At 70.1% G+C, this 20,014-nt stretch carries 20 protein-coding genes and 1 pseudogene; 8 read left to right on the top strand and 13 right to left on the bottom strand.

Annotated features, from left to right (window positions below):
* The first annotated feature begins 219 nt into the window (after positions 1-219).
* Positions 220-780, top strand: coding sequence for a hypothetical protein (locus tag ACFYWY_RS08135; RefSeq protein ID WP_389181554.1), 561 nt, complete (start codon positions 220-222; stop codon positions 778-780).
* 139 nt (positions 781-919) lie between these two features.
* Here ACFYWY_RS08135 and ACFYWY_RS08140 read toward each other — a convergent pair whose 3' ends face one another.
* Complete coding sequence (locus ACFYWY_RS08140; protein WP_389181451.1) at positions 920-1,507, bottom strand: TIGR03086 family metal-binding protein; 588 nt, start codon at positions 1,505-1,507, stop codon at positions 920-922.
* Between the two features lie 63 nt (positions 1,508-1,570).
* Between ACFYWY_RS08140 and ACFYWY_RS08145 the strand changes: the two genes are divergently transcribed.
* Positions 1,571-2,401 carry a DUF6597 domain-containing transcriptional factor gene (locus tag ACFYWY_RS08145; protein WP_389181454.1) on the top strand — a complete coding sequence of 277 codons (831 nt, stop codon included), beginning with the start codon at positions 1,571-1,573 and terminating at the stop codon, positions 2,399-2,401.
* Positions 2,402-2,458: 57 nt separating this feature from the next.
* Here the strand turns inward: ACFYWY_RS08145 and ACFYWY_RS08150 are convergent, their stop codons facing one another.
* Positions 2,459-3,136, bottom strand: coding sequence for a hypothetical protein (locus ACFYWY_RS08150; RefSeq protein WP_389181457.1), 678 nt, complete (start codon positions 3,134-3,136; stop codon positions 2,459-2,461).
* Positions 3,137-3,181: 45 nt separating this feature from the next.
* Here ACFYWY_RS08150 and ACFYWY_RS08155 point away from each other — a divergent pair, with 45 nt between their 5' ends.
* Positions 3,182-3,712 carry a GNAT family N-acetyltransferase gene (locus ACFYWY_RS08155; RefSeq protein WP_389181460.1) on the top strand — a complete coding sequence of 177 codons (531 nt, stop codon included), beginning with the start codon at positions 3,182-3,184 and terminating at the stop codon, positions 3,710-3,712.
* Positions 3,713-3,832: 120 nt separating this feature from the next.
* On the top strand, positions 3,833-4,567 hold the full coding sequence (locus tag ACFYWY_RS08160) for a Mut7-C RNAse domain-containing protein (protein WP_389181463.1): 735 nt from the start codon (positions 3,833-3,835) through the stop codon (positions 4,565-4,567).
* 6 nt (positions 4,568-4,573) lie between these two features.
* On the opposite strand, the gene ACFYWY_RS08165 is transcribed toward ACFYWY_RS08160, so the two are convergent.
* Positions 4,574-5,056, bottom strand: a complete 483-nt coding sequence (locus ACFYWY_RS08165) for a hypothetical protein (RefSeq protein ID WP_389181466.1) — start codon at positions 5,054-5,056, stop codon at positions 4,574-4,576.
* Between the two features lie 88 nt (positions 5,057-5,144).
* Here ACFYWY_RS08165 and ACFYWY_RS08170 point away from each other — a divergent pair, with 88 nt between their 5' ends.
* Both ACFYWY_RS08170 and ACFYWY_RS08175 read left to right on the top strand, forming a co-directional pair.
* Complete coding sequence (locus tag ACFYWY_RS08170; protein ID WP_389181469.1) at positions 5,145-5,480, top strand: YnfA family protein; 336 nt, start codon at positions 5,145-5,147, stop codon at positions 5,478-5,480.
* A 71-nt stretch (positions 5,481-5,551) separates the two neighbouring features.
* A complete protein-coding gene (locus ACFYWY_RS08175; protein WP_389181472.1) occupies positions 5,552-6,313 on the top strand; it encodes an SDR family NAD(P)-dependent oxidoreductase in 762 nt (253 codons plus the stop codon).
* Between the two features lie 74 nt (positions 6,314-6,387).
* Here the strand turns inward: ACFYWY_RS08175 and ACFYWY_RS08180 are convergent, their stop codons facing one another.
* The 10 genes and pseudogenes from ACFYWY_RS08180 to ACFYWY_RS08225 form a co-directional block, all read right to left on the bottom strand.
* Positions 6,388-6,975, bottom strand: a complete 588-nt coding sequence (locus tag ACFYWY_RS08180) for a DUF421 domain-containing protein (protein ID WP_389181475.1) — start codon at positions 6,973-6,975, stop codon at positions 6,388-6,390.
* A 212-nt stretch (positions 6,976-7,187) separates the two neighbouring features.
* Positions 7,188-9,221, bottom strand: a complete 2,034-nt coding sequence (locus tag ACFYWY_RS08185) for a SpoIIE family protein phosphatase (RefSeq protein ID WP_389181478.1) — start codon at positions 9,219-9,221, stop codon at positions 7,188-7,190.
* 634 nt (positions 9,222-9,855) lie between these two features.
* Complete coding sequence (locus tag ACFYWY_RS08190) at positions 9,856-11,964, bottom strand: hypothetical protein (RefSeq protein WP_389181480.1); 2,109 nt, start codon at positions 11,962-11,964, stop codon at positions 9,856-9,858.
* 430 nt (positions 11,965-12,394) lie between these two features.
* Positions 12,395-12,748: pseudogene (locus ACFYWY_RS08195) on the bottom strand (RtcB family protein); the annotation flags it as partial.
* A gap of 108 nt (positions 12,749-12,856) precedes the next feature.
* On the bottom strand, positions 12,857-14,071 hold the full coding sequence (locus ACFYWY_RS08200) for an MFS transporter (protein WP_389181482.1): 1,215 nt from the start codon (positions 14,069-14,071) through the stop codon (positions 12,857-12,859).
* Between the two features lie 7 nt (positions 14,072-14,078).
* Positions 14,079-14,537, bottom strand: coding sequence for an ArsI/CadI family heavy metal resistance metalloenzyme (locus tag ACFYWY_RS08205; RefSeq protein WP_389181486.1), 459 nt, complete (start codon positions 14,535-14,537; stop codon positions 14,079-14,081).
* A gap of 30 nt (positions 14,538-14,567) precedes the next feature.
* Positions 14,568-15,932 (bottom strand): NAD(P)-binding domain-containing protein, encoded by a 1,365-nt coding sequence (locus tag ACFYWY_RS08210; RefSeq protein WP_389181489.1) that lies wholly within the window; start codon positions 15,930-15,932, stop codon positions 14,568-14,570.
* A gap of 290 nt (positions 15,933-16,222) precedes the next feature.
* Positions 16,223-17,287, bottom strand: coding sequence for an ArsO family NAD(P)H-dependent flavin-containing monooxygenase (locus ACFYWY_RS08215; RefSeq protein WP_389181492.1), 1,065 nt, complete (start codon positions 17,285-17,287; stop codon positions 16,223-16,225).
* A complete protein-coding gene (locus ACFYWY_RS08220) occupies positions 17,284-18,078 on the bottom strand; it encodes an aquaporin (RefSeq protein ID WP_389181495.1) in 795 nt (264 codons plus the stop codon). The genes ACFYWY_RS08215 and ACFYWY_RS08220 overlap by 4 nt, the downstream gene beginning before the upstream one ends.
* 38 nt (positions 18,079-18,116) lie before the next feature.
* Positions 18,117-18,431, bottom strand: a complete 315-nt coding sequence (locus ACFYWY_RS08225; RefSeq protein WP_389181498.1) for an ArsR/SmtB family transcription factor — start codon at positions 18,429-18,431, stop codon at positions 18,117-18,119.
* Positions 18,432-18,505: 74 nt separating this feature from the next.
* On the opposite strand from ACFYWY_RS08225, the gene ACFYWY_RS08230 reads away from it, so the two are divergent.
* The gene (locus ACFYWY_RS08230; RefSeq protein ID WP_389181500.1) at positions 18,506-19,138 is read left to right on the top strand and encodes a three-helix bundle dimerization domain-containing protein; all 633 of its coding nucleotides are present in this window, start codon (positions 18,506-18,508) and stop codon (positions 19,136-19,138) included.
* A 26-nt stretch (positions 19,139-19,164) separates the two neighbouring features.
* Positions 19,165-19,584, top strand: a complete 420-nt coding sequence (locus ACFYWY_RS08235; RefSeq protein ID WP_389181503.1) for an arsenate reductase ArsC — start codon at positions 19,165-19,167, stop codon at positions 19,582-19,584.
* The last annotated feature ends 430 nt before the right edge of the window (positions 19,585-20,014 follow it).

The following is a 20,014-nucleotide window of genomic DNA, read 5'->3' on the forward strand; positions in this document are numbered from 1 at the left end:
CCACCGGTGAGCAGGAAGCGCGGTCTCCTCGTATTACGAAAGGGCGTCACCCCTCTCGCGTCTGCGAAACTGGGGCGACATAGGGGAAGCTCACGGAATCCATGGTGTCAGAGCCCCTGACGTTCTAGCCGAGTGGTGTTTCACAGCACGTTCGTGGGGGAGGTCACTGTCACGATGATCGGGTTGCGCGGCGGGGGCTGCGAGTGGTCGGGTGGAGATATGCATCGCGGTGGCGGACTGGGCGAGGGGACCGACGACCTGGGTCCTGAGCCTGCCCGGCGGGGAAAGCACCGGCGAGGCGACGCGGGCGCGCACGAGCCCTTGGGAAGCAGGAGCGGCCGAGTGGGGGTGACCTACAAGTACTTCGGCGCACCTGACGGGGCCACTGCCGCGCGTGTGCCGATCTCGATGCGCCCGGAGGAGCTGGGCGGCGACGAGCTCGGCATGGGCGGGCTGTTCGCCAAGATCAAGCCGGAGACCATAGCCGCAATGGTGCTGACGGGCATCCAGGGCATGCCGCTGAACAAGGTGCCGCCGTTGGAGCTGGTGGTGCTGCACCCCGACTATGCGGTGGTCAAGCTTCCGATGACGGTCGTCGACCCGTTGCGCGGAATTGGCGAGGAATCGGTGGGCGCGGCGGCGTTCATCTGGTCGACGGTCCCGGACCGGGGCGGGCCGCGGGACGCGTTCAACGTGTACCAGCTGCTGCACGAGTGGCAGGACTTCTCGGTCCGGCTGCACGAGGCGGGGCACCAGCCGTACTGCCTGGTCTGGCCCTGAGCCTCGGCGGCGGGCTGCCTGGTCGGTCTTTCGCCTGAGGGGGGCGGGCGGCGGGCGGCGTCCACGCGGTCGCCGCCCCTCTCGCTGTGGGCCCGCTTGGGGTCTGCTACGGGCCTGCTACTGGCCTACTACTGGCCTGCTACGCGGGCGGCTGCCAATGCGGGTCCCGGCCGGTCAGAGCCAGCACCCGGTCGAAGTCCGAGACCCCCTCCTCGTCGGGCAGCGGGAACGGCTCGCCGAACACGCCCCCCTTGCGGGCCATCGGCGCCATCTCCGCGAGCGCGGGCCCGATTTCACCGACCACGGCCGGGTCCGGCGTGAACTCCTGCCCGGTTGCGCGGGCCAGGTCCCAGGCGTGCACGGTCAGATCGCCCAGCACCATATGGCCGACGGTCCTGGCCGGAAGACCCATGGTCCCCGTGGTGCCCTCCTCCGCGCCGGGGGCCGCCCACGCCGCGACGAGCGCGGCGGTCTCGTCGGCGAACCTGGTCCGCCAGTCGCCGGAATGGTCGTCGGTGTAGTGCGGTACGGCGGCGAAGTCGGCATTCTTCTTCGCCGCCAGCGCCTGGAAGTTGATCACCACCTGGATGAGGTGGTCGGCCAGGGCGCGTACGTCGTACTCGCTGCACGGCGTAGGGGCGGCCAGCCGCTCGTCGGTGATGCCACGCACCACCGGAACGGCCCGCTGCGCCGCCGATTCGAGCAGGTCACTGATGGTCTTCGTCATGGCCCGACGGTAGGGGCGGTCACCCCCCTGCGTATTGAACAAACGCGACATAGGATCCCCCGCATGGCAGGTCCGCGACGCGACACCAGGGGCATCGTCGAAGCCCGCGAACTCTTCGCGCGGGTGCGTTTCCGCCGCCGCGAGCCGGCCCAGGCGCTGCGTCCGTTTCTCGAGCACTACTGGCTCATCGACTGGGACCTTTCGGAGCCCTACGCCTCCCATGTGGTGCCGCATCCGTCCGTGAACGTGGTCTTCCAGCGCTACGGCGACGAGGCCCCTTGGGGCGAGGTGGCGGGCATCGGCCTGGGGCTGTTCACGCAGAAGCTGGAGGGGCGGGGGCGGGTGTGCGGGGTGCAGTTCCGGCCCGGCGGCTTCCGGCCGTTCGCGCCGGAGCGGCCGGTGTCCGACTGGACGGGGCGCCGGGTGCCGGTCGAGGGGGTCCTGGCGGGCGCGGGTCCGGAGACTGTGCGCTCAATCCTGGGACCGGAGGGGGAGGACGCGCGGGTCGCCGCGCTGGACACCTTTCTGCTGGGGCTCGAACCGGCGGCGGATCCGCAGGCGGTGCGGGCGATGGAGCTGGTCGACCGGGTGCGTACGGACCGTACGATCCGGCGGGTCGCCGAGCTGGCGGCGGTGGAAGGGGTCTCGGCGCGTTCGCTGCAGCGGCTCTTCGCGGCGTACGTCGGGGTCGGTCCGAAGTGGGTCATCCTGCGCTACCGCATCCATGAGGCGCTGGAGCGCGCCGAGCGGGGTGAGGGGGCGGGCGAGGACGCGCTGGACTGGGCGGCGCTGGCCGCCGAGCTCGGGTACAGCGATCAGGCCCATCTCGTACGGGACTTCACGGCGACGGTGGGCGTGCCGCCGACGGCATACGCCCGCCCGGCTTCCACGTAGCGGCTGCCATCGGCGATCAGTGGGCCTTCAGTGGCCATCAGTGGCTGTCGGTGGCTGTCAGTAGCAGTCCGCGACGCCGACCGCGCCGGTGCCGTTGGCGGCCGCGTACCGCAGCACCCGCAGCGGCCCGTCGAGCAGCGTCCCCGCGTCGAAGCCGGGGTCGTCGCTCATGGCCGACATCCAGGCGTCGATCCGGGCCAGGATCTCGGTGCGGCGGGGCCCTGCCACGGCGAGCACCGACTCGGCGTGCGGGAGGACGGCCCGCACCTCGGCGGCGGTCAGCAGGAAGTCGCCGAACCAGCCGGGGAGCCGGGCCGCGGCTTCCGCCCCGAGGCCATAACAGAGGGCGACGGCCGGATCGCCCTTGCGCGCGGCGGCGACAAAGGTGGCGCTGCCGTCCGTACCCTCCTCATCACCCCCCTCATCCCCCTTCGCATGTCCCTCCGCATGATCCTTCGCGCCGCGGAGCAGATCCATGGCGGCCTCCTTCATGGCGGCGACGGCCGGCGCGCTCGGGCCGCCGCTGCGCGCGAAGGCGGCGAAACGGCGTGCAGCGGGGGTGGGTTCGGGCGTGAAGTACGGCTCGCGGTCGCCACCGCTGAGCCACCATGTCAGGTCCTCGGCGTAGTTCGGCGGTGTGGTCCACTCGCCTTCCAGGTGCGCGAACCGCCCGGGCAGAGCCGCGACTTCGGCGTCGGGGACGGCGCCGATCGCCCATACACCGGTGAAGCTCATCGTCCGGACCCCCGGTTGTCAGACCTTCGTCCTACAGTGCGTGACATGGAGATCAAAGCACCGGTGGTACGGATCGAGCCATGGTCCGAGGACGACTTCGACCTTCTCCGCGCTGCGAATGCGCCGGAGCTGATGGATCACCTGGGTGGCCCGGAGACGGAAGAACAGCTGATCAAGCGGCACCAGCGGTATGTCGATCTCAGCGCGGACCAGACTTGGAAGGGCCGGATGTACCGCATCGTCCTGTCGGCAAGCGGGGAGGCGGCGGGCTCGGTCGGCTTCTGGGAGCAGACCTGGGACGGGCTGGAGGTGTACGAGACGGGCTGGAGCGTGCTGCCGGCCTTCCAGGGGCGGGGCATAGCCACGGCGGGCACGGTGGCGGTGGTCGAGGAGGCGAGGGCGAAGCAGAAGCACCGCTATCTGCACGCGTTCCCGTCCGTCGCCAACGGGCCGTCGAACGCGGTGTGCAGGAAGGCGGGCTTCTCGCTGGTGGGCGAGTGCGACGTCGAGTACCCGCCGGGGAACGTGCTGCGGTCGAACGACTGGCGGCTGGACCTGCAGGAGCCGGCGCCGTAGCCCCCCGGCACGCCGCGACCTGGCCAACCGCGCCAGGATGGAGAACGCGGACGCCTTCGGTGCCTGAGCCCTCCCGAAACGACCTGGCTGGCACACGCCGCCCGATGACATGCTGGCAGCGTGAACGGACCGGAAATCCACCTCAGCGTCGCTCCTGAGCTGCGCCTCTTCGTCCCTCCGGAGCGCCGCCAGGGGCGTACGACCCTGGTCACCGACGGATCGTCGACGCTCGGCCATGTCGTCGAGTCGGTCGGCGTCCCGCTCACCGAGGCGGGCCGGCTGCTGGTCGACGGCCGCCAGGTGCCCGCCTCGCACATCCCCCACGCGGGCGAACACGTCGAGGTGTACGGCGTCGAGCGGCCGCAGCAGGTCCCCGGCGCCCCCCTGCGGTTCCTGCTCGACGTGCACCTCGGCACGCTGGCGCGGCGGCTGCGGCTCCTCGGCGTCGATGCGGCGTACGAGAACGAGGACATCGGCGACCCGGCGCTGGCCACCCTCTCGGCGCGGGAGCGCCGGGTACTGCTCTCCCGGGACCGCGGGCTGCTGCGGCGCCGGGAGATCTGGGCGGGGGCGTACGTCTACAGCGACCGGCCCGAGGACCAACTGCGTGACGTACTGGAGCGGTTCACGCCCGCGCTGGCGCCCTGGACCCGCTGCACGGCCTGCAACGGCCCGCTCACGGACGCCGACAAGGACTCGGTCCAGGACCAGCTGGAGCAGGGCACGCAGCGCACGTACGACGTGTTCGCGCGGTGCACGGCGTGCGAGCGCGTGTACTGGCGGGGCGCGCACCATGCCCGGCTGGAGGCGATCGTCGCGAAGGCCCTGCGGGAATTCGGCGGCGCGGCGGCGTAGTTCGCGTCAGTACACGTACCGGTCGCCGGTGGCCGGCGCCAGCACCTCGTGCTCGTTGTTGTCCGGGTTCCGGTCGGTCGCGCCGCCGTTCCACTGCGTGCCGATCCACACGATCACCTCGTCCGGCTTGCCCACCGTCCGCAGTTCGAGCGTGATCCGGCGTTCGCTGCCCGCGGCCCGCAGCGGGCCCGTCGCACACAGCACCAGCTCGTCGCCGCCCCACAGACACCCGGCCGGCAGCGCCTGAGCGGCGGCCAGCGGCACCGAGAAGGACAGCCGCACGGTCGCGTTCGTGAGGCTCGACGGACCATGATTCTCGGTGACCAGCGAGACCCCGAGCCGCCCGCTCGCCAACGAGACATGGCCGTGGTGCGCCACGTCCGCTTCCGGCGCGACTGTCCGGTCACCGGCGACCGCGCTCGTACCCAGACCAACCACCATCACCGCTGCGGCGGATACCGCCGGCAGCACCTTGCGCATCAGGCACATAACCAGAAGATACCTGTTGGAGGCTTATGTCCCTGATCATCCATCAGCTCCGGCGAGTCTTGGGCTCGTTGCGTGGCACGCTGGCGACATGCTCGTCGCCCGTTCCGCCGCTCTCTTCCTCCTCGCCGGTCTCTTCGAGATCGGCGGTGCCTGGCTCGTCTGGCAGGGGCTCAGGGAACACCGGGGCTGGATCTGGATCGGCGCGGGCGTCATCGCCCTCGGCGCGTACGGCTTTGTGGCCACGCTCCAGCCGGAGGGCGAGTTCGGCCGCATCCTCGCCGCGTACGGCGGAGTCTTCGTCGCGGGATCCATCGCCTGGGGCATGGTCGCGGACGGCTACCGCCCCGACCGGTGGGACGTGATCGGCGCGCTGGTCTGTCTCGCGGGCATGGTGTTGATCATGTACGCCCCGCGTGGCCGCTGACGCCGGGCGGGGCGGGCGGGGCGGCCGCCTATCCTGGGGCGCGTAACGATCACACGCGCGAGGAGTAGGACATGACCGCCGCTGGGACCGCCGTCGCCGTCATCACCGGAGCCAGCAGCGGCATCGGCGCCGCCACCGCACGCCAACTCGCCGCCGCCGGATACCACGTCGTCCTCACCGCCCGCCGCAGGGACCGCATCGAAGCGCTCGCCGCCGAGCTCACCGGCGCGGGCCACCGGGCCACCGCGTACGCCCTCGACGTCACCGACCGCCCGGCCGTCGACGACTTCGCCGCGTCCCTCGGCCGCTGCGACGTCCTCGTCAACAACGCGGGCGGCGCACTCGGCGCGGACCCCGTCGCCACCGGCGACCCCGCCGACTGGCGCCAGATGTTCGAGGTCAACGTCATCGGCACCCTCAACACCACGCAGGCCCTGCTCCCGGCACTCACCGCGGGCGGCGACGGCACCGTCGTGATCCTCTCCTCCACCGCGGGCCACGCCACCTACGAGGGCGGCGGAGGCTACGTCGCGGCCAAGCACGGCGCCCACGTCCTCGCCGAGACCCTCCGCCTGGAGATCGTCGGCACCCCGGTACGAGTGATCGAGATCGCCCCCGGCATGGTCAAGACCGAGGAGTTCGCGACGACCCGCTTCCGCGGTGACGAGGAGAGGGCCGCGAATGTCTACGCGGGCGTGGCCGAGCCCCTCACCGCCGACGACGTCGCCGACACCATCACCTGGGCGGTCACCCGCCCCTCCCACGTGAACATCGACCTGCTGGTGGTCCGCCCCCGCGCCCAGGCCTCCAACACCAAGATCCGGGAGCCGTGACGCATGTCCGCGTCCGGGCCGCTGATCCCACCGGACCCGTTCCCCTCGCAGACGAACAGTGACCTCGTCGACCGCTACCTGGTGGCGCCGGAACCGGGCCCGGGCCCGGGGTGTGCGAGCTGCTGCCGCAGGGCGGCGATCTCGGCTCGTAGCGCGGCGACGTCGTTCTTGTCGGCGGCCTGGTCGCCCTCGCGCAGGCTGACCAGCAGCGAACCGCCCGGCTCCAGGCTGACCGTGGTGGCCTCTGAGACATCGTCGCCGCCCTGCCGCTTCACCGCGACATCCAGGTCCGCGCGGCTCAGTCCGCTGCGCCTGACCGCGGAGGGCAGCCAGTGCCCGTCGCGCGCGAGAACGACGGGCGATCCCTCGAGCAGGCGGCCGAGCCGGCTGGACAGCGAGGCTGCCCGGACCACGAGTGCGTTCACCACGAGCAGTACGGCAGCGGCGAAGGCGACTCCGGCCACGGAATTGTCGGGTCCGATGATGGCGTTCTGCACCACGTTGGCCAGCAGCAGCATGACCACCAGGTCAAAGGTGTTGAGCTGAGCGAGCTCCCGCTTCCCGCCCCACCGGAGCAGCACCAGGATCACCAGATAGACCAGCACGGTGCGCACCGCCTTCTCGCCGTACGAGATGCCCACACTCATCAGGTCGTGCCACATCGCGCCTCCCGCGCCTCTTCAGTCCGCCGACTTGGTCATCGGCGGCTTGCGCCAACCCTCTTGACCGGCCATCAGACGGACGGCTCGACCGTCACCCGCGGCTCGATGAGGCAGACCGCCCCGGCGTTGCGGAGCGTGTACGGCAGGACGCGGTGGGCGGCAGCCGAGCATCGCGACTCCCGCGGACCGGAGGGCGGCTGTGTGCGCTTGCGTCAGTGGAGCGGCTGCTCCGTCCAGATGGTCTTGCCTCTCCCGGTGCGCCGGGTGCCCCAGTCCTGGGTGAACTCGGCGACCAGGTACAGGCCGCGGCCGCCTTCGTCGTCGTCCTCGGCGTGTCGCAGATGTGGAGAGGCGTTGCTGGAGTCCGCGACCTCACAGGTCAGAACAGCGTCGCGGATCAGGCGGAGCCCGATCGGCCCTTCGGAGTAGCGGACCGCATTGGTCACCAGTTCGCTGGCGATGAGCCCGGTGGTGAAATCGAGGTCGGTGAGGTCCCATTCCGCGAGCCGTCCGCTGACCAGACGGCGGGCCTCGGCGGCGCTCTCCGGGGCGTTGCGCAGCGTCCAGGAGGCCAGCTTGTCCGGGCCGAGTGCGCGCGTACGTGCGAGGAGCAGCAGGGCGTCGTCGTCAGGGGGCTCGGGGAGCAGTGAGGCGGCCAGAGCGTCGCATGTGTCCTGCAGGGTTCCCGTCGGTCTGCCGAGGACTACCCGGTAGAGGGGGAGCCGGCTTTCCGTGGTGCCCTGGAGGATCCCGGCGTTGTGGAGGGCGAGGATGCTGCCCTCTGGCACGTCCACGCGCGTGGTCGTGTACGAGGAGGCTCCTCGTCCCAGGACGGGTCCGGTCGGGCTTTCGATGATCCGCACCGTGCCATCGGGTACGCCCAGGACGGGCGGGGGGTGGCCGGCGCGGGAGAGGACACAGCTGCCGTCGGACGGGTCGTAGACGGTGTAGAGGCAGGTCGCCGTCAGCGCCTGCCTGTGGTCGTCCTGCGCAGGCGGGTAGCCGTGCGAGAGTTCCCCGGTCAGGCTGTGCAGGCGTTCGAGAAGCTCGTCGGGCGGCAGGTCCATGGCGGCGAAGGCCGTGACTGCCGTACGCAGTCGTCCCATGGTGGTCACGGTCCCCATGCCCCGCCCGGACACATCGCCGGCCACGAGCGCGACCCGCGCGCCGGACAGCGGGATGACGTCGTACCAGGCGCCGCTGGAGGCCACCGGCAAATAGGTGTACGCGGTCTCCACGGCCGCGTGCGTGGGCAGGCGGGTGGGCACCAATGACCGTTGAGTGAGTCGGGCGAGGGTGTGCTCGCGCTCGTAGCGGCGGGCGTTGTCGATGCATACCGCGGCACGGGCCACCAGGTCGGCGGCGACGCTCAGGTCGGCTTCCTCGAAGGGCGGTGAACCCTTCGTGCGGAAGAAGGCCGCCATACCGAGGACCACTCCGCGCGCCGCCAGCGGCACGGCCATGAGCGAGTGCGCACCGGCCTCCCGCAGCATCTGGGCGGCAACCGGATCCCTGGTCGGCCACCTTTCGTCCGCTCCGAGTCTGCGAATGAGACGGGGTTGCAGGTCTGTCAGGGACTGGGCGTACGGGCTGCCGTACCGCAACACCCTGACATCCCCAACCTCGTACGAGCTCCGCGCTGCCTCCGGGGCGGCCGCCTGGAAGCCCGCCCGTCGCAGAGTGACCGGGTTGAGCAAGGGCCCCGGGGCGGGGGCTTCGCCGTGCAGCACGGTATCGAGAACGTCGACCGCCACCACGTCGGCCAGGCCCGGCGCGGCGATATCCGCGAGCTCCTGCGCCGTACGGAACACATCCAGGGTGGTCCCGATCTGTTCACCGGCGCGGTACAGCAGTTCCAGCCGTCGCTGGGCGCGATGCTGCTCGGTGATGTCGACCACCGTGGCGGCGACCCCCAGGATGCGGCCGTCGGCGCTCTGGAGGCGGAATGCCGAGACAGTCAGTACCCGCACTCCGTCGGGACCGCGGGGCAGACGGCCTTCGTGCCGGAAGTCGCTGACCGGCTCCCCGGTGGCCAGCACCCCGCGGAGCATGCGCTCGACGTCGTCCGCGGCGAATCCGAGATCCCGCCAGGTGCGGCCCACAGCCTCACTCGCGCTGAAGCCCTGCGCGCCCGGCGCGGCGGCGTTGAACCGCACGATCCGTAGATCAGGATCCAGTACGTGCAGGCCGATCGGGGGCTGGGTGAACAGCGCGTGGAGCAGTGCCGCGGCGTAATCGGGGTGCATGCCGTAAGGGCCTCCTTCGCCGCCGATCGTCGGTCGTCCACCGCATGAGCGGCACGGTCTACCGATCCCATTAGGTGAGCCGTCGGCACTTCGCACCTCCCCTGAGTGCCGTTTGAGTGAGAGGCAAAGAGATCCGTGGATACGCCCTACGGCGCGAGGATCTGTGACTGTCCCGGACACCGGGACCTGGTCGACACCCGACACGGCCTGCAGCGCGATCAGCATCTAGTTTTCGCAGCGGCGGCCGGGCTGCGAGGGCCGCACAGCCTCCACGGCTCCACGGCTCCACGGCTCCACGGCCGGCCGGGCAGGCGAGCTGTGACACCAGGCTCCGACAGTCACGATCACAGCGCAAGGCCCCGGACGATCACTGATCCGGGGTTCCACACCCCGCGTCAGCTCTTCCAGGTCCATCCCCCCGTACCGCTCCTCCGCCACGTAGTTGTGATGCCTACAACTGACCTGCCGATCCAGGCGAGTTCGCGGCTGCATACTCGGCTGCCACGTTGAAGACACTGGTCAGACCACCTTCGTCTGCGGAGGTCGGCACTAGGACACCGTGTACTGCTCCGGGCGCTGCCGATCAAGGGACCGGCGCGCCGCGGCCGTCGTCGTCCGGCCCGGAGGACGGCCGCTAACCGTCGGCTCCGGGCCCGTTGCGGGTCGTGAACGCCTCTTCCAGACGATCCTGGAGCCGGGCGTGGCGGAACTGGAATACGGGCCCCACGGTCCGCAGGACGTGACGCTCGCGAGCATCGGAGAGAAACCTGACCAGGCGGATTGGAGCCTCGTTCCTCATGCGCAGCTGGAGGCTCGCGAGGAATGTGCGCCAAGTCGCCGATCCCACCAGGCTCAGCGCCAAACTGAGCAGGAGGCCACCGACCGTCACCAGCGCGATCCCGGACAGGAATCCGTCGATGACCCCGAAAATGCGCTCATTTGCCAATTCGGCGAGCAGTCCCAGGCATGATCCTCCAATGAGACTGCCAGCGAGGCCGCCAGCGATTCCGGCGGTGAGGGTGTACTGGCGGTCCTGTCTCCAGCAGGAGACGGGACCGATGGGAGTCCGGCTGTCGGCGCTGCGATTGCTGAGACCCGTGACGAATCCTCCCACCACACCGGCGAGGAGGCCGATCACCAGTCCTCCGAAAAGCATGACGACGCGGTCATGGGTGAGGAGGAGGGCGACGCCTAGGCCCACTCCGGCCGCTCCACCGCCTGCGATCCCGAACAGGAAGTTCTCGCGGACGACGAAGTCCCTCCACTGCAGACGGCCCAACAGCTGGGGCGAGTCCCCGGCACGCCCGTACGTGAGTGACATCGTCACGGAGAGACCCACCACCCCGCCGGCTCCGAGGCCAGCGGCCGGCCCCGCCCAGAAGAGGCCCGCCGCCCCGGCGAGGAATCCCACGAGGAGGCAACTGGCTGCCGTTCTCGGCCAGGCGGGCCGCCACCGGGGGACCTGCCACCAAGCCAGGTCGCGGCTTCTCTCGCTGTTCATCTGGTGCGCGATGACACCGAGCCAGCGCTCGGCCTGGCCGAGGCTGTAGCGACTGCGCGGCTGTCCGGGCCGGTCGTCGTCATAGGCGGCGGGCAGGACTCGGTCAAGGAGGTGGTCCTCTACTGCGGCCCGGTCCGCAAAGCGCTCGAGATCGAAGCGCTGATCCGCGCGATAGGTGTCACGCATCAGCGTGAGCATCAACGGCGTGTCCAGTGCCTGAGCCACTGCGCCTGAAGGGTTCATACGGATGTGCCGCACCAGACTGCGCCAGGCCTCCGGGGGCGGCTGCGCCTGGCAACGCGTCAGGTACTCCGCCGCGTCCTGGGCGCTGACCGGAAGCAGTTCGAGCCCGGCGGAGCCTGAAAGCGGTCCCTCCGCGGCGACGGCCGTAACAAGCTCCCCAACGCGGCTCAACAGGACCAGGCGGAAGCTCGCCTGCTCGTTCAGCGCCCGCAGAGCGGCGGGGCGTACGGCTTCGGGTATCTCGTCCAGCCCGTCCAGAAAGGCGGCGACCCGACCAGTGCCGATGAGCCTGGAGACTACACCGCCCGCGTGTTCTTCGGACTTCCTGAACATGTAGTCCGTGGCCAGTCGAGTGGCGAGCCAATCATGAAGCCGCTGGTTCAGCGGGTCCCATCCGCTCAGCGTCAGCAGCACTGGTACGGGAACTCTCGCGCGCGCGTCAGGTTCGAGCGCCTCGCGATGGCTGAGGGCGTCGAGCAGCAACCGAATGGCGGCGCCGCTCTTTCCCGCACCGCCTGCTCCGACGATCACCATCCGCCCGGAGTCCAGCGCACCATAGAGGCGGAACAGGTCCCGAACGGCGCCCGACTCCAAATCCGCCGCGGTGATCGGGGCCAGCCCAGGCAGGGGCCGAAACCGCGATGAGCCGGTCCCGATGCCCACTGCGTCGGTCGCCGGACCCGACACGGGAAGATTCGACCGCCTCCAGCGCACCGGCACGGGGCTCGGATGTATCAGCCGTCGTTCGCTCGCCGCGGCACTCCACTGCGCCTTTACCCGCTCAGCCAGCTCGTCCGCGAAGTCACGCAGTGCCGGTTCGGTGAGTTCCGTCCGCGGCCTTCGGTTCGTCAGCCATAACGCCGCGCTGGCGGCGGGAATCACGATCGCGCCGATCCCCTGGACGAGCGTCGCCGCGGAGTCCCGGTCGGGAGACCGGAAGACGAACCCCAGGACGACGAAGACGACGACTGCGATGATTATCAGGCCCACGATGACCATGCATGTCCCCCTCCTGCCACCGCACTTGGAGTGTGTCAGACGGTTACGGGCCATGTCCTTCCATCAGACGTGCAGCACGTCGCGCGAGGCAGTCCGCGAGACGTCTGGCCGTCACGAATCCCGTGCTACCCGCAGGTATGACGCCTCCAGGACACGCTCGTTGTCCCTCTGGCTGTCTGTCCGCGGTCGCGGCGAGCAGCCAGTCGATGCGCTGCCACTCAGCGGGCTCCGCTTCACCGCGCCCGCCGTCGTTGGCGGACTCTTCGGTGCCGGTGGTCGGAGGCGGCGGTCGAACTCTGCTTTCCGCGAGCGCGCCCACAGCCTGGCGTGCGTCTCGCCCGGTCGCGCCGGCGAACCTACGGCCGACCTTCGCTCTGCAGCCACTCGCGGGGGGCGATGGTGTCCGGCTTCAGCCCTTGACGCAGATGACCTACTTGAGCTCGGCAACGACCTGCACCAGGTCCTTCTGCTGGTAGATCACCTGGCTGATGCGCTTGGTCGCGGCCGGGATCTCATCCACGACGGCACTCGACGCCCGCGTCTGGTCCTCCAGGTCCTTCGTGGAGAACTTCCGCTTCGCAGCGTTCCGGCTCATCTTCCGACCCGCCCCGCGCGAGGCCGAGTTGAAGGACTTGGCGTTGCCCAGCCCCTTCACGATGTACGAGCCGGTGCCCATCGAGCCCGGGATAATTCCGAATCCCCCGCTGCCCGCCCGCATCGCGCCCTTACGGGTCACCAGCAGGTCCATCCCCCCGTACCGCTCCTCCGCCACGTAGCTGTGATGCCAACAATGGGCCCCCACGGCGAAGTGCGGGAGCCCAATTGGCCTGCCGAAATGCTTGAGGACTACTGGGCAAGGACCGTCTTCTGACGGATGCGGCGCTGGACCATCTCAGCGCTGTCGCATGAGGCTTCCTGACGCTAGGACCAGGGCAGCCGCCGCGGCGGAACCGACGGCGAGCACCGCGAAGAGCCGCGGGTAGCCCCCCAACGACTCCGCCAAGGCAACGCCAGCCCATGGAGCCAGGGCAGCGGCGATGGTGGCGGGAGCGCTGAGAAGCGCCGACAAGCGGCCGTACTGGGCTGTGCCCCATCGATCGGTGACCGCGGTGGCGTGCAGCAGGGTGAGGTTGCCCCGCACGACTCCGGCGAGGACCGCGAGCAGGATCAGCAAAGGGACGGGGCCAGGCACGAGGGCGAGGGCAGCCGTAGTGGCTCCGCCTGCCGCGATCAGGACGGCGGTGCGGGTGGTGACGCCCGTTCGGCGAGCCAAGGTGGCGTAGAACGTACGGCCCAAAGTCTGGCCGACTCCGCCAAGCCCCAAGGCCCATGCCGCGGTTGTCGGATCGGAGCCCCGTTCGGTGAGCAGGGGAACCAAGCCGAAGACGACCGCGTACATGGCGAAGCCGGACAGGGTGAAGGCCAGCGTGAGCAGAAGGAAGGGACGGCTGCGAGCGATCGGCGTGCGGCTGGTCGTGGACGTGGCCGGTGGCGCTGGGGGCCAGGGGGCACGCAGGGCCAGGGCGTGGGCCGGGATGGTGACGGCAGCGAGGATGACGGCGAGCACAGCGTAGGTGGTGCGCCAGCTGAGGTGGTCCGCGAGCAGGGCGGTGAGGGGCGCGAAGACGGTGCTGGCGAGACCACCGGCGAGGGTGACGACGGTCAGGGCGCGGATGCGGTCGGGGCCCCACCAGCGGGTGAGTGCGGCGAAGGCGGGCTGGTAGAAGGTGGCGGCCATGGCGACACCGGCCATGAGCCAAGCGGCAGCGAACGAGTAGAGGTTCGGCGCTGCGGCGATGGCCAGGATGGAGGCGACCGCGAGCACAGAGCCTGCCGTCATCACGGCTCGCGGGCCTCGGCGGTCGAGGATGCGGCCGACGGGTATCCCGGCGACGGCCGAGACAAGCAAGGCGGCGGAGAAAGCCGCGGTCACGGCGTTGGTGGACCAGCCTGTGTCTGTGGTCAGGTGCGGCAGCAGGACGGGGAATGCGTAGTAGACGATGCCCCAGCTGATGATCTGGGTGGCGCACAGGGCGGGTAGGGCGGCGCGAGGCCGCGACCGGTCCCCTGTTCCGGTCGCGGCCTCGTTGGCGTCAAGTTGGGTCATCGTCGGATCAGCAGCAGCTGGCGGCGACAGGTTCACCCGACTCGGTATCGGCGGCGGCAGTGGCGCAGCAGGTGCTGCCCTGTTGCTTGGTCAGGGTGTTGGCGTCGGCCTTGACGACGTACACCTCCCAGGGTTCCTGGCCCGGGCCGTGGACCCAGACCTTGTCCTGGAGGGCGTAGCAGCAGGTGGTGTCGTTCTCCTCTGCCGTGGCCAGGCCCGCGTCGCTGAGGCGGGTGGCGGCGGCGTGGACAGCGTCGGTGGTTTCGACCTCGACGCCGAGGTGGTCCATGCGGGTGTCCTCTCCCGCGTCCCCTTCGATGAGGACGAGCTTGAGCGGGGGCTCGACGATGGCGAAGTTGGCGTAGCCGTCGCGGAGTTTGGCGGGCTCGGTGCCGAAGAGCTTGGTGTAGAAGGCGATGGATGCCGCGAGGTCGGGGACACGGAGGGCGAGTTGTACGCGGGACATGACGAACCTCCTGAGTATGGGGTTGAGGCTTCAGCAGCCGCTGGAGGCGGCCGGGGCGCCGATGCCGATCTGGAGGGTGGTGGGGGTCGCGCAGCAGCCGCCACCGTTGCTTTCCGCCTTGGTGGCGTCGGGCTCGTCGAACAAGCCCGCCCCGCCGCATACACCGGTCTCCGGGAGGGTCAACTCCACGCGTTCGGCGGCCTCCTGGTCTCCGGCGAGGGCGGCTGCGATGGAGCGGACCTGCTCGTAGCCGGTCATGGCGAGGAACGTCGGGGCGCGGCCGTAGCTCTTCATGCCGACGAGGTAGACGCCCTGCTCCGGGTGTGAGAGCTCGTTGACGCCGTGCGGGTAGACGGTGCCGCAAGAGTGGACGTTCGGGTCGATCAGCGGGGCCAGTCCGACGGGGGCTTGGAGGCGCTCGTCCAGGCCGAGGCGCAGTTCGTCGAGGAAGGAGAGGTCGGGGCGCAGGCCCGTCAGCACGATGATTTCGTCGACCGGGTGGAGGCGACGGCCGTCCTCGGATGCGAGCACGAGTTGCTCGCCGCTCTTCTCGACAGCGGTCGTACGGAAGCCGGTGACGGCGGAGGCGTATCCGTTGTCAACGGCGGCCTTGGCCGCGAGGCCGAGTGCACCGCGGGCGGGGAGCTGGTCGGATTCCCCGCCGCCGAAGGTGGAGCCGCTGATGCCGCGTCGCAGGACCCACACCGCGTGCGTGTTCGGCGCGTCCTTGCCGAGGTCTGCAAGGTAGGCGAGGGCGGTGAAGGCGGAGGCTCCGGAGCCGATGACGGCGGTGCGCTTCCCCGCGTAACGGGCGCGTACGACCGGGTCCTTGATGTCGGGGACGCGGTAGGAGATGCGGTCGGAGGCGGTGCGCTCACCGAGGGCAGGGAGGCCGTCGCCGCCGATCGGGCTGGGGGTGGACCAGGTGCCCGAGGCGTCGATGACGGCGCGGGCGGTGAGCCGCTCCTCGGTCCCGTCAGTGTTGAGGACATGGACGGTGTAGGGCTGCTGTTCGCGGTCGGCATCCACGACTCTGTCGCGGCCGAGTCGGGAGACGCCGGTGACGCGGGCGCCGAAGCGCACCGTGTCGCCTAGCACGTCGGCGAGTGGCTGAAGGTACTGCTCGGCCCAGTCACCCCCGGTGGGGTAGGTGGCGCCGTCCGGCTTGACCCAGCCGGTGGGGGCCAGCAGCTTCTCGGCGGCCGGGTCGACGAGCTCGCCCCAGGTGGAGAAGAGGCGTACGTGGCTCCACTCGCGCACGGCGCTGCCCGCACCATCTCCGGCCTCCAGAACCAGCGGGTCAAGGCCGCGCTCGACGAGGTGGGCTGCGGCAGCCAGGCCGATCGGGCCGGCTCCGATCACCACGGTGGGCAGGGCGGCAGTGGGCGCGTTCACGATGACTCCCCATTCTGTTTCGACATCCGTCGATGGCTTGATGTTCAGCATGGCATCTGTTTCGATAAGCGTCAACATAGACATTAATCGAAGTAGCCTGAGTGAGTGATTGGGCCGCCGCCATGTTCATGGCCCTGGGCGGATCGGTGCGGCTACGGCCTGCTCGGCTCGGAACGGGCGGCACCAGGTCTACTACCGGGTCGAGCCGTCTGGGCTGGCCGCCATGGGCGCCATAAGCCACGCTGCGCCCGCCACCGCAGGGGTAGGCGCCCGTCCTTACAGAAGCCGAATCACTTTTCGGCGGCGAGCAGTTCGGCGATCTGCCGTGCCGCGCCCCGAGCGGGGCGGCCGACTCCAATGAGGGTGGCGGAGGCGGGGCCGGTCCAGTCGCCGTAGCCGAGCAGGTGCAGGCGCGGTTCATCCACGGCCTGTGTACCGATGGTGGGGATGTGGCCGCGCGCTCCCCGCAGTCCGAGCGGGGCAAGGTGGGAGAGCGCGGGACGGAAGCCAGTGCACCAGATGACCGCGTCCGCTTCGGCGCTCGTACCGTCGGCCCATTCCACGCCACCGGCCGTGAGCCGGGTGAACATCGGCTGGGCTTTGAGCAGTCCGGCATCCCGGGCTTCGCGCACCGGCGGTACCGCGACGATGTCGCCGAGGGAGGCCACGCCGCCGGTTTCGGCCGAGCCTTCGTCGAGGGCGCGGCGTCGTGCGGTGGCCACGTCGAAAAGCGCGCGGCCGTCGATGTCGTCGGCGAGGAAGCGCGGCGGGCGCTGGGTGACCCAGGTCAGCTCGGTGTCGTACGCCAGATCGGCGGCGATCTGGGCGCCGGAGTTCCCGCCTCCGACCACGACGACCCTCTGTCCGGCGAAGTCGAGCGGCTTGCGGTACTCGACGGTGTGCAGCTGCCGCCCGCGGAAGACCTCTCGGCCCGGCACGGCGGGCAGGAAAGGCCGCCACCAGGTACCGGTCGCGCTGATCACTGCCCGGGCGAGCCAAGCGCCCGAGCCCGTCTCCACGCGCAGGAGTTGACCATCCCTGTGCACTCCCTTCACACGTACAGGCCGCTGGACCGGCAACTCGTATCGCCCCTCGTACGCCGTGAGGTAGTCGACGACATGCACGGCGTCCGGGTAGACCTCACCGGTCTGCACGGGCATGGGGCGGCCGGGCAGCGACGAGTACGCGGCCGGAGAGAACAGATGCAGCGAGTCCCAGGCGTACTGCCAGGCGCCTCCCGCCCCGGCCTGGGCGTCGAGGATGACAAAGTCCAGGCCGAGACGGCGCAGGTGGTAACCCGCGGCGAGTCCTGCCTGGCCGCCGCCGATCACCACCACGTGGGTCGCGTTCGTCATCCGGCCGATTGCCGGGAAGCGTCCCGTCCCTGCATGAAGATGAGCGCCACCAGGGCCAGCCCGACGACGGCGCCGGCCAGTTGGGCGCCGATGAAGCCCGGGAGCGAGCCGGGTGCGATGCCCGCGAAGGTGTCGGTGAACGCACGGCCGATCGTGACCGCCGGATTGGCGAAGGAAGTGGAGGATGTGAACCAGTAGGCGGCGCCGATGTACGAGGCGACGGCGACCGGCGCGAAGCGCAGTCGGTCGGTGCGTGCCAGGCCGAAGATGAGCAGGATCAGTCCGGCCGTGGCCACGACCTCACCCAGCAGCAGGTGCCCGGCGGAGCGGTCGTGGGTTGACCACTTCACCAGCGGCTCGGCGAACATCGCGTCGGCCAGTACGGCGCCGGCGATCGCGCCGGCGATCTGGGCGGGAACGTAGACGACCGCCTCCCGCCTGGTGACCCCAGCGCCGCCGCGGCGGGCGGTCCACCACTCGGCCAGGGTGACGGCGGGGTTGAAGTGCGCGCCGGAGACCGGGCCGAGCAGGGCGATCAGGACGCCGAGCCCGAAGACGGTGGCGAGGGAGTTGGCCAGGAGCTGGAGGCCGACGTCCTGGGTGAGCTCGGTGGCCTGGATGCCGGAGCCGACGACCACCGTGACCAGTGCGGCGGTGCCGACCAGTTCGGCGGCGGCCCTCGCCACCAGCGGGGTACGCGGCGGTGTGGCGCCCGGCGCAGGCTGTGGCTCGGCGGGGGATATCGCGGGCTCCGCGGGGGTCTCGGGGACGTCCGCCCGGGTAACGCTCAACAGGACTCCTTCAGGCAGATGCAAACGGAACAGCGTGATCAGGGGCAGGAGCGCTTGACGTTCGCCTCGGCGGTGGCGCGCGCGGTCTCCGCCAGGCTGGAGAACTGACCGGCGAGTGCCTCGATGACCTCGGGTCGCAGCCGGTAGTACGTGAACCGTCCGCAGGGCTCGGTTTCCACGACCCCGGCCTCGCGCAGCACCTTCAGGTGGTTCGAGAGGTTCGTCTGCCGGGCGCCGGTCTCCTCGACCAGGTGCGTGGTGCACAGGGTCTCGCGGGCGAGCAGGGTCACGATCTGGAGCCTGAGCGGGTCGGCCAGCACCCGAATCAGGTCAGTGTCGACTGACGTCATCATGGGCTGATACTCTCACATCAGCCGGAGCTGACACCAGTCCGGACTGAGCCGTAGGGCCCGTCGAAGGGGTTCCAATGTCCGCCTCACCACTCCCCGCTCTGCCCGATGAACGTCTTGCCGCCGGTGCGGCCCGTCTCGCTGCGCATCATCAGGGCCACTTCTCCGTGGAGACCGTGCAGCAGTTGCTCACCGACTCCTACCAGCTCCTCGCCGAGCACGCGCGGGTGCACACCCACCTGGTGCTACTTGCCGAGCGGCTCACTGCCGAGCGCCTCGACGCCCTCGCCCACGTCCAGGGAGCACCGGGCAAGGCCCTGGCGCGGGTGCTGTTCGTCTGCGGCCACAACGCCGGACGCTCCCAGATGGCCGCAGCCCTCCTCACCGCTCGCGCGGGCGGGCGCGTGGCCGTGTCCTCCGCCGGTACGGAACCCGCCGCCGAGATCGAGCCGTACGTCGCCCAGGTCCTCATCGAGGCAGGCCTCAGTCTGAGCGACGCCTACCCCAAGCCCCTGACCAGCGAGGTCGTCGAGGCCGCCGACATCGTCGTCACCATGGGCTGCGGCGACGCCTGCCCGGTCGTACCCGGCCGCCAGTACCTGGACTGGCCCGTCGCCGACCCCGAGGGCGCTCCGATCGACGCCGTACGCAACATCCGCGACGACATCGACGCGCATATCACCGAACTGCTCGACTCCCTGCCCCGCTGAACCATTTCGCAAAGGAAGAAGAACCGATGTCCTCCACGCCTGCCGCCTCCGTGCTGTTCGTCTGCGTCCACAACGCCGGGCGCTCGCAGATGGCCGCCGCCTGGCTGACCCACCTCGCCGGTGACCGCATCGAGGTGCGCTCCGCCGGCTCCAACCCCGGCAATGCCGTGAACCCGGCCGCGGTCGAGGCGATGCGTGAGGTCGGGATCGACATCTCCGCCGAGACGCCCAAGCTCCTCACCGTCGACGCGGTCCGCGAGTCCGACGTCTGCATCACCATGGGCTGTGGCGACACCTGCCCGGTCTTCCCCGGTAAGCGGTACCTGGACTGGGAGCTGGAGGACCCGGCGGGCCAGGGCGTGGAGGCCGTACGCCCCATCCGCGACGAGATCAAGAAGCTCGTCGAGGGCCTGATCGCCGAGATCGACGCCGACGCCGCGAAGTGAGCGGTGAGGTCAGGAAAGCCATCGTCATAGGCTCAGGCCCCGCTGGATACACCGCCGCTCTTTGTACCGGGTGGCTCGGTCTGGCGAATGGTGGCGATTGCTGACGGATGGAGTCATCCGCTGCCACACTCTGCACGACGGTCGCGCAATGGCCGTTCCGCGAGCCCAACTAGTCCGCCGTCCTGGCTGGGAGTCGCGGCTTGCGCAGCTACGCACCGTTACTCGATTTCAGGATCTTTTGTCGGCAGGGCAGCAGAGCGCGGCAACCAACGTGAGTGACGCCCGCTCGTCGGACGGCTCGGGGCGGCAGCAGAACAGAAGACCCCGGACTCTTCCTAGTAGTGCTTCGTGAGGTCTGCCGATCTTGGCTGGTCGGGGGCATGGTGAAGGTATGAGGCTTGGGGAGGTGGAACGGCTCCGGGGTGAGTTA

Source organism: Streptomyces sp. NPDC002870, assembly GCF_042888505.1.
Lineage (GTDB): Bacteria > Actinomycetota > Actinomycetes > Streptomycetales > Streptomycetaceae > Streptomyces.

Coding starts and splice junctions, on each gene's coding strand:
- ACFYWY_RS08135 (WP_389181554.1), top strand. CDS start 220: ATGCATCGCGGTGGCGGACTGGGCGAGGGGACCGACGACCTGGGTCCT.
- ACFYWY_RS08140 (WP_389181451.1), bottom strand. CDS start 1,507: ATGACGAAGACCATCAGTGACCTGCTCGAATCGGCGGCGCAGCGGGCC.
- ACFYWY_RS08145 (WP_389181454.1), top strand. CDS start 1,571: ATGGCAGGTCCGCGACGCGACACCAGGGGCATCGTCGAAGCCCGCGAA.
- ACFYWY_RS08150 (WP_389181457.1), bottom strand. CDS start 3,136: ATGAGCTTCACCGGTGTATGGGCGATCGGCGCCGTCCCCGACGCCGAA.
- ACFYWY_RS08155 (WP_389181460.1), top strand. CDS start 3,182: ATGGAGATCAAAGCACCGGTGGTACGGATCGAGCCATGGTCCGAGGAC.
- ACFYWY_RS08165 (WP_389181466.1), bottom strand. CDS start 5,056: ATGTGCCTGATGCGCAAGGTGCTGCCGGCGGTATCCGCCGCAGCGGTG.
- ACFYWY_RS08170 (WP_389181469.1), top strand. CDS start 5,145: ATGCTCGTCGCCCGTTCCGCCGCTCTCTTCCTCCTCGCCGGTCTCTTC.
- ACFYWY_RS08175 (WP_389181472.1), top strand. CDS start 5,552: ATGACCGCCGCTGGGACCGCCGTCGCCGTCATCACCGGAGCCAGCAGC.
- ACFYWY_RS08180 (WP_389181475.1), bottom strand. CDS start 6,975: ATGTGGCACGACCTGATGAGTGTGGGCATCTCGTACGGCGAGAAGGCG.
- ACFYWY_RS08185 (WP_389181478.1), bottom strand. CDS start 9,221: ATGCACCCCGATTACGCCGCGGCACTGCTCCACGCGCTGTTCACCCAG.
- ACFYWY_RS08190 (WP_389181480.1), bottom strand. CDS start 11,964: ATGGTCATCGTGGGCCTGATAATCATCGCAGTCGTCGTCTTCGTCGTC.
- ACFYWY_RS08200 (WP_389181482.1), bottom strand. CDS start 14,071: ATGACCCAACTTGACGCCAACGAGGCCGCGACCGGAACAGGGGACCGG.
- ACFYWY_RS08205 (WP_389181486.1), bottom strand. CDS start 14,537: ATGTCCCGCGTACAACTCGCCCTCCGTGTCCCCGACCTCGCGGCATCC.
- ACFYWY_RS08215 (WP_389181492.1), bottom strand. CDS start 17,287: ATGACGAACGCGACCCACGTGGTGGTGATCGGCGGCGGCCAGGCAGGA.
- ACFYWY_RS08225 (WP_389181498.1), bottom strand. CDS start 18,431: ATGATGACGTCAGTCGACACTGACCTGATTCGGGTGCTGGCCGACCCG.
- ACFYWY_RS08230 (WP_389181500.1), top strand. CDS start 18,506: ATGTCCGCCTCACCACTCCCCGCTCTGCCCGATGAACGTCTTGCCGCC.
- ACFYWY_RS08235 (WP_389181503.1), top strand. CDS start 19,165: ATGTCCTCCACGCCTGCCGCCTCCGTGCTGTTCGTCTGCGTCCACAAC.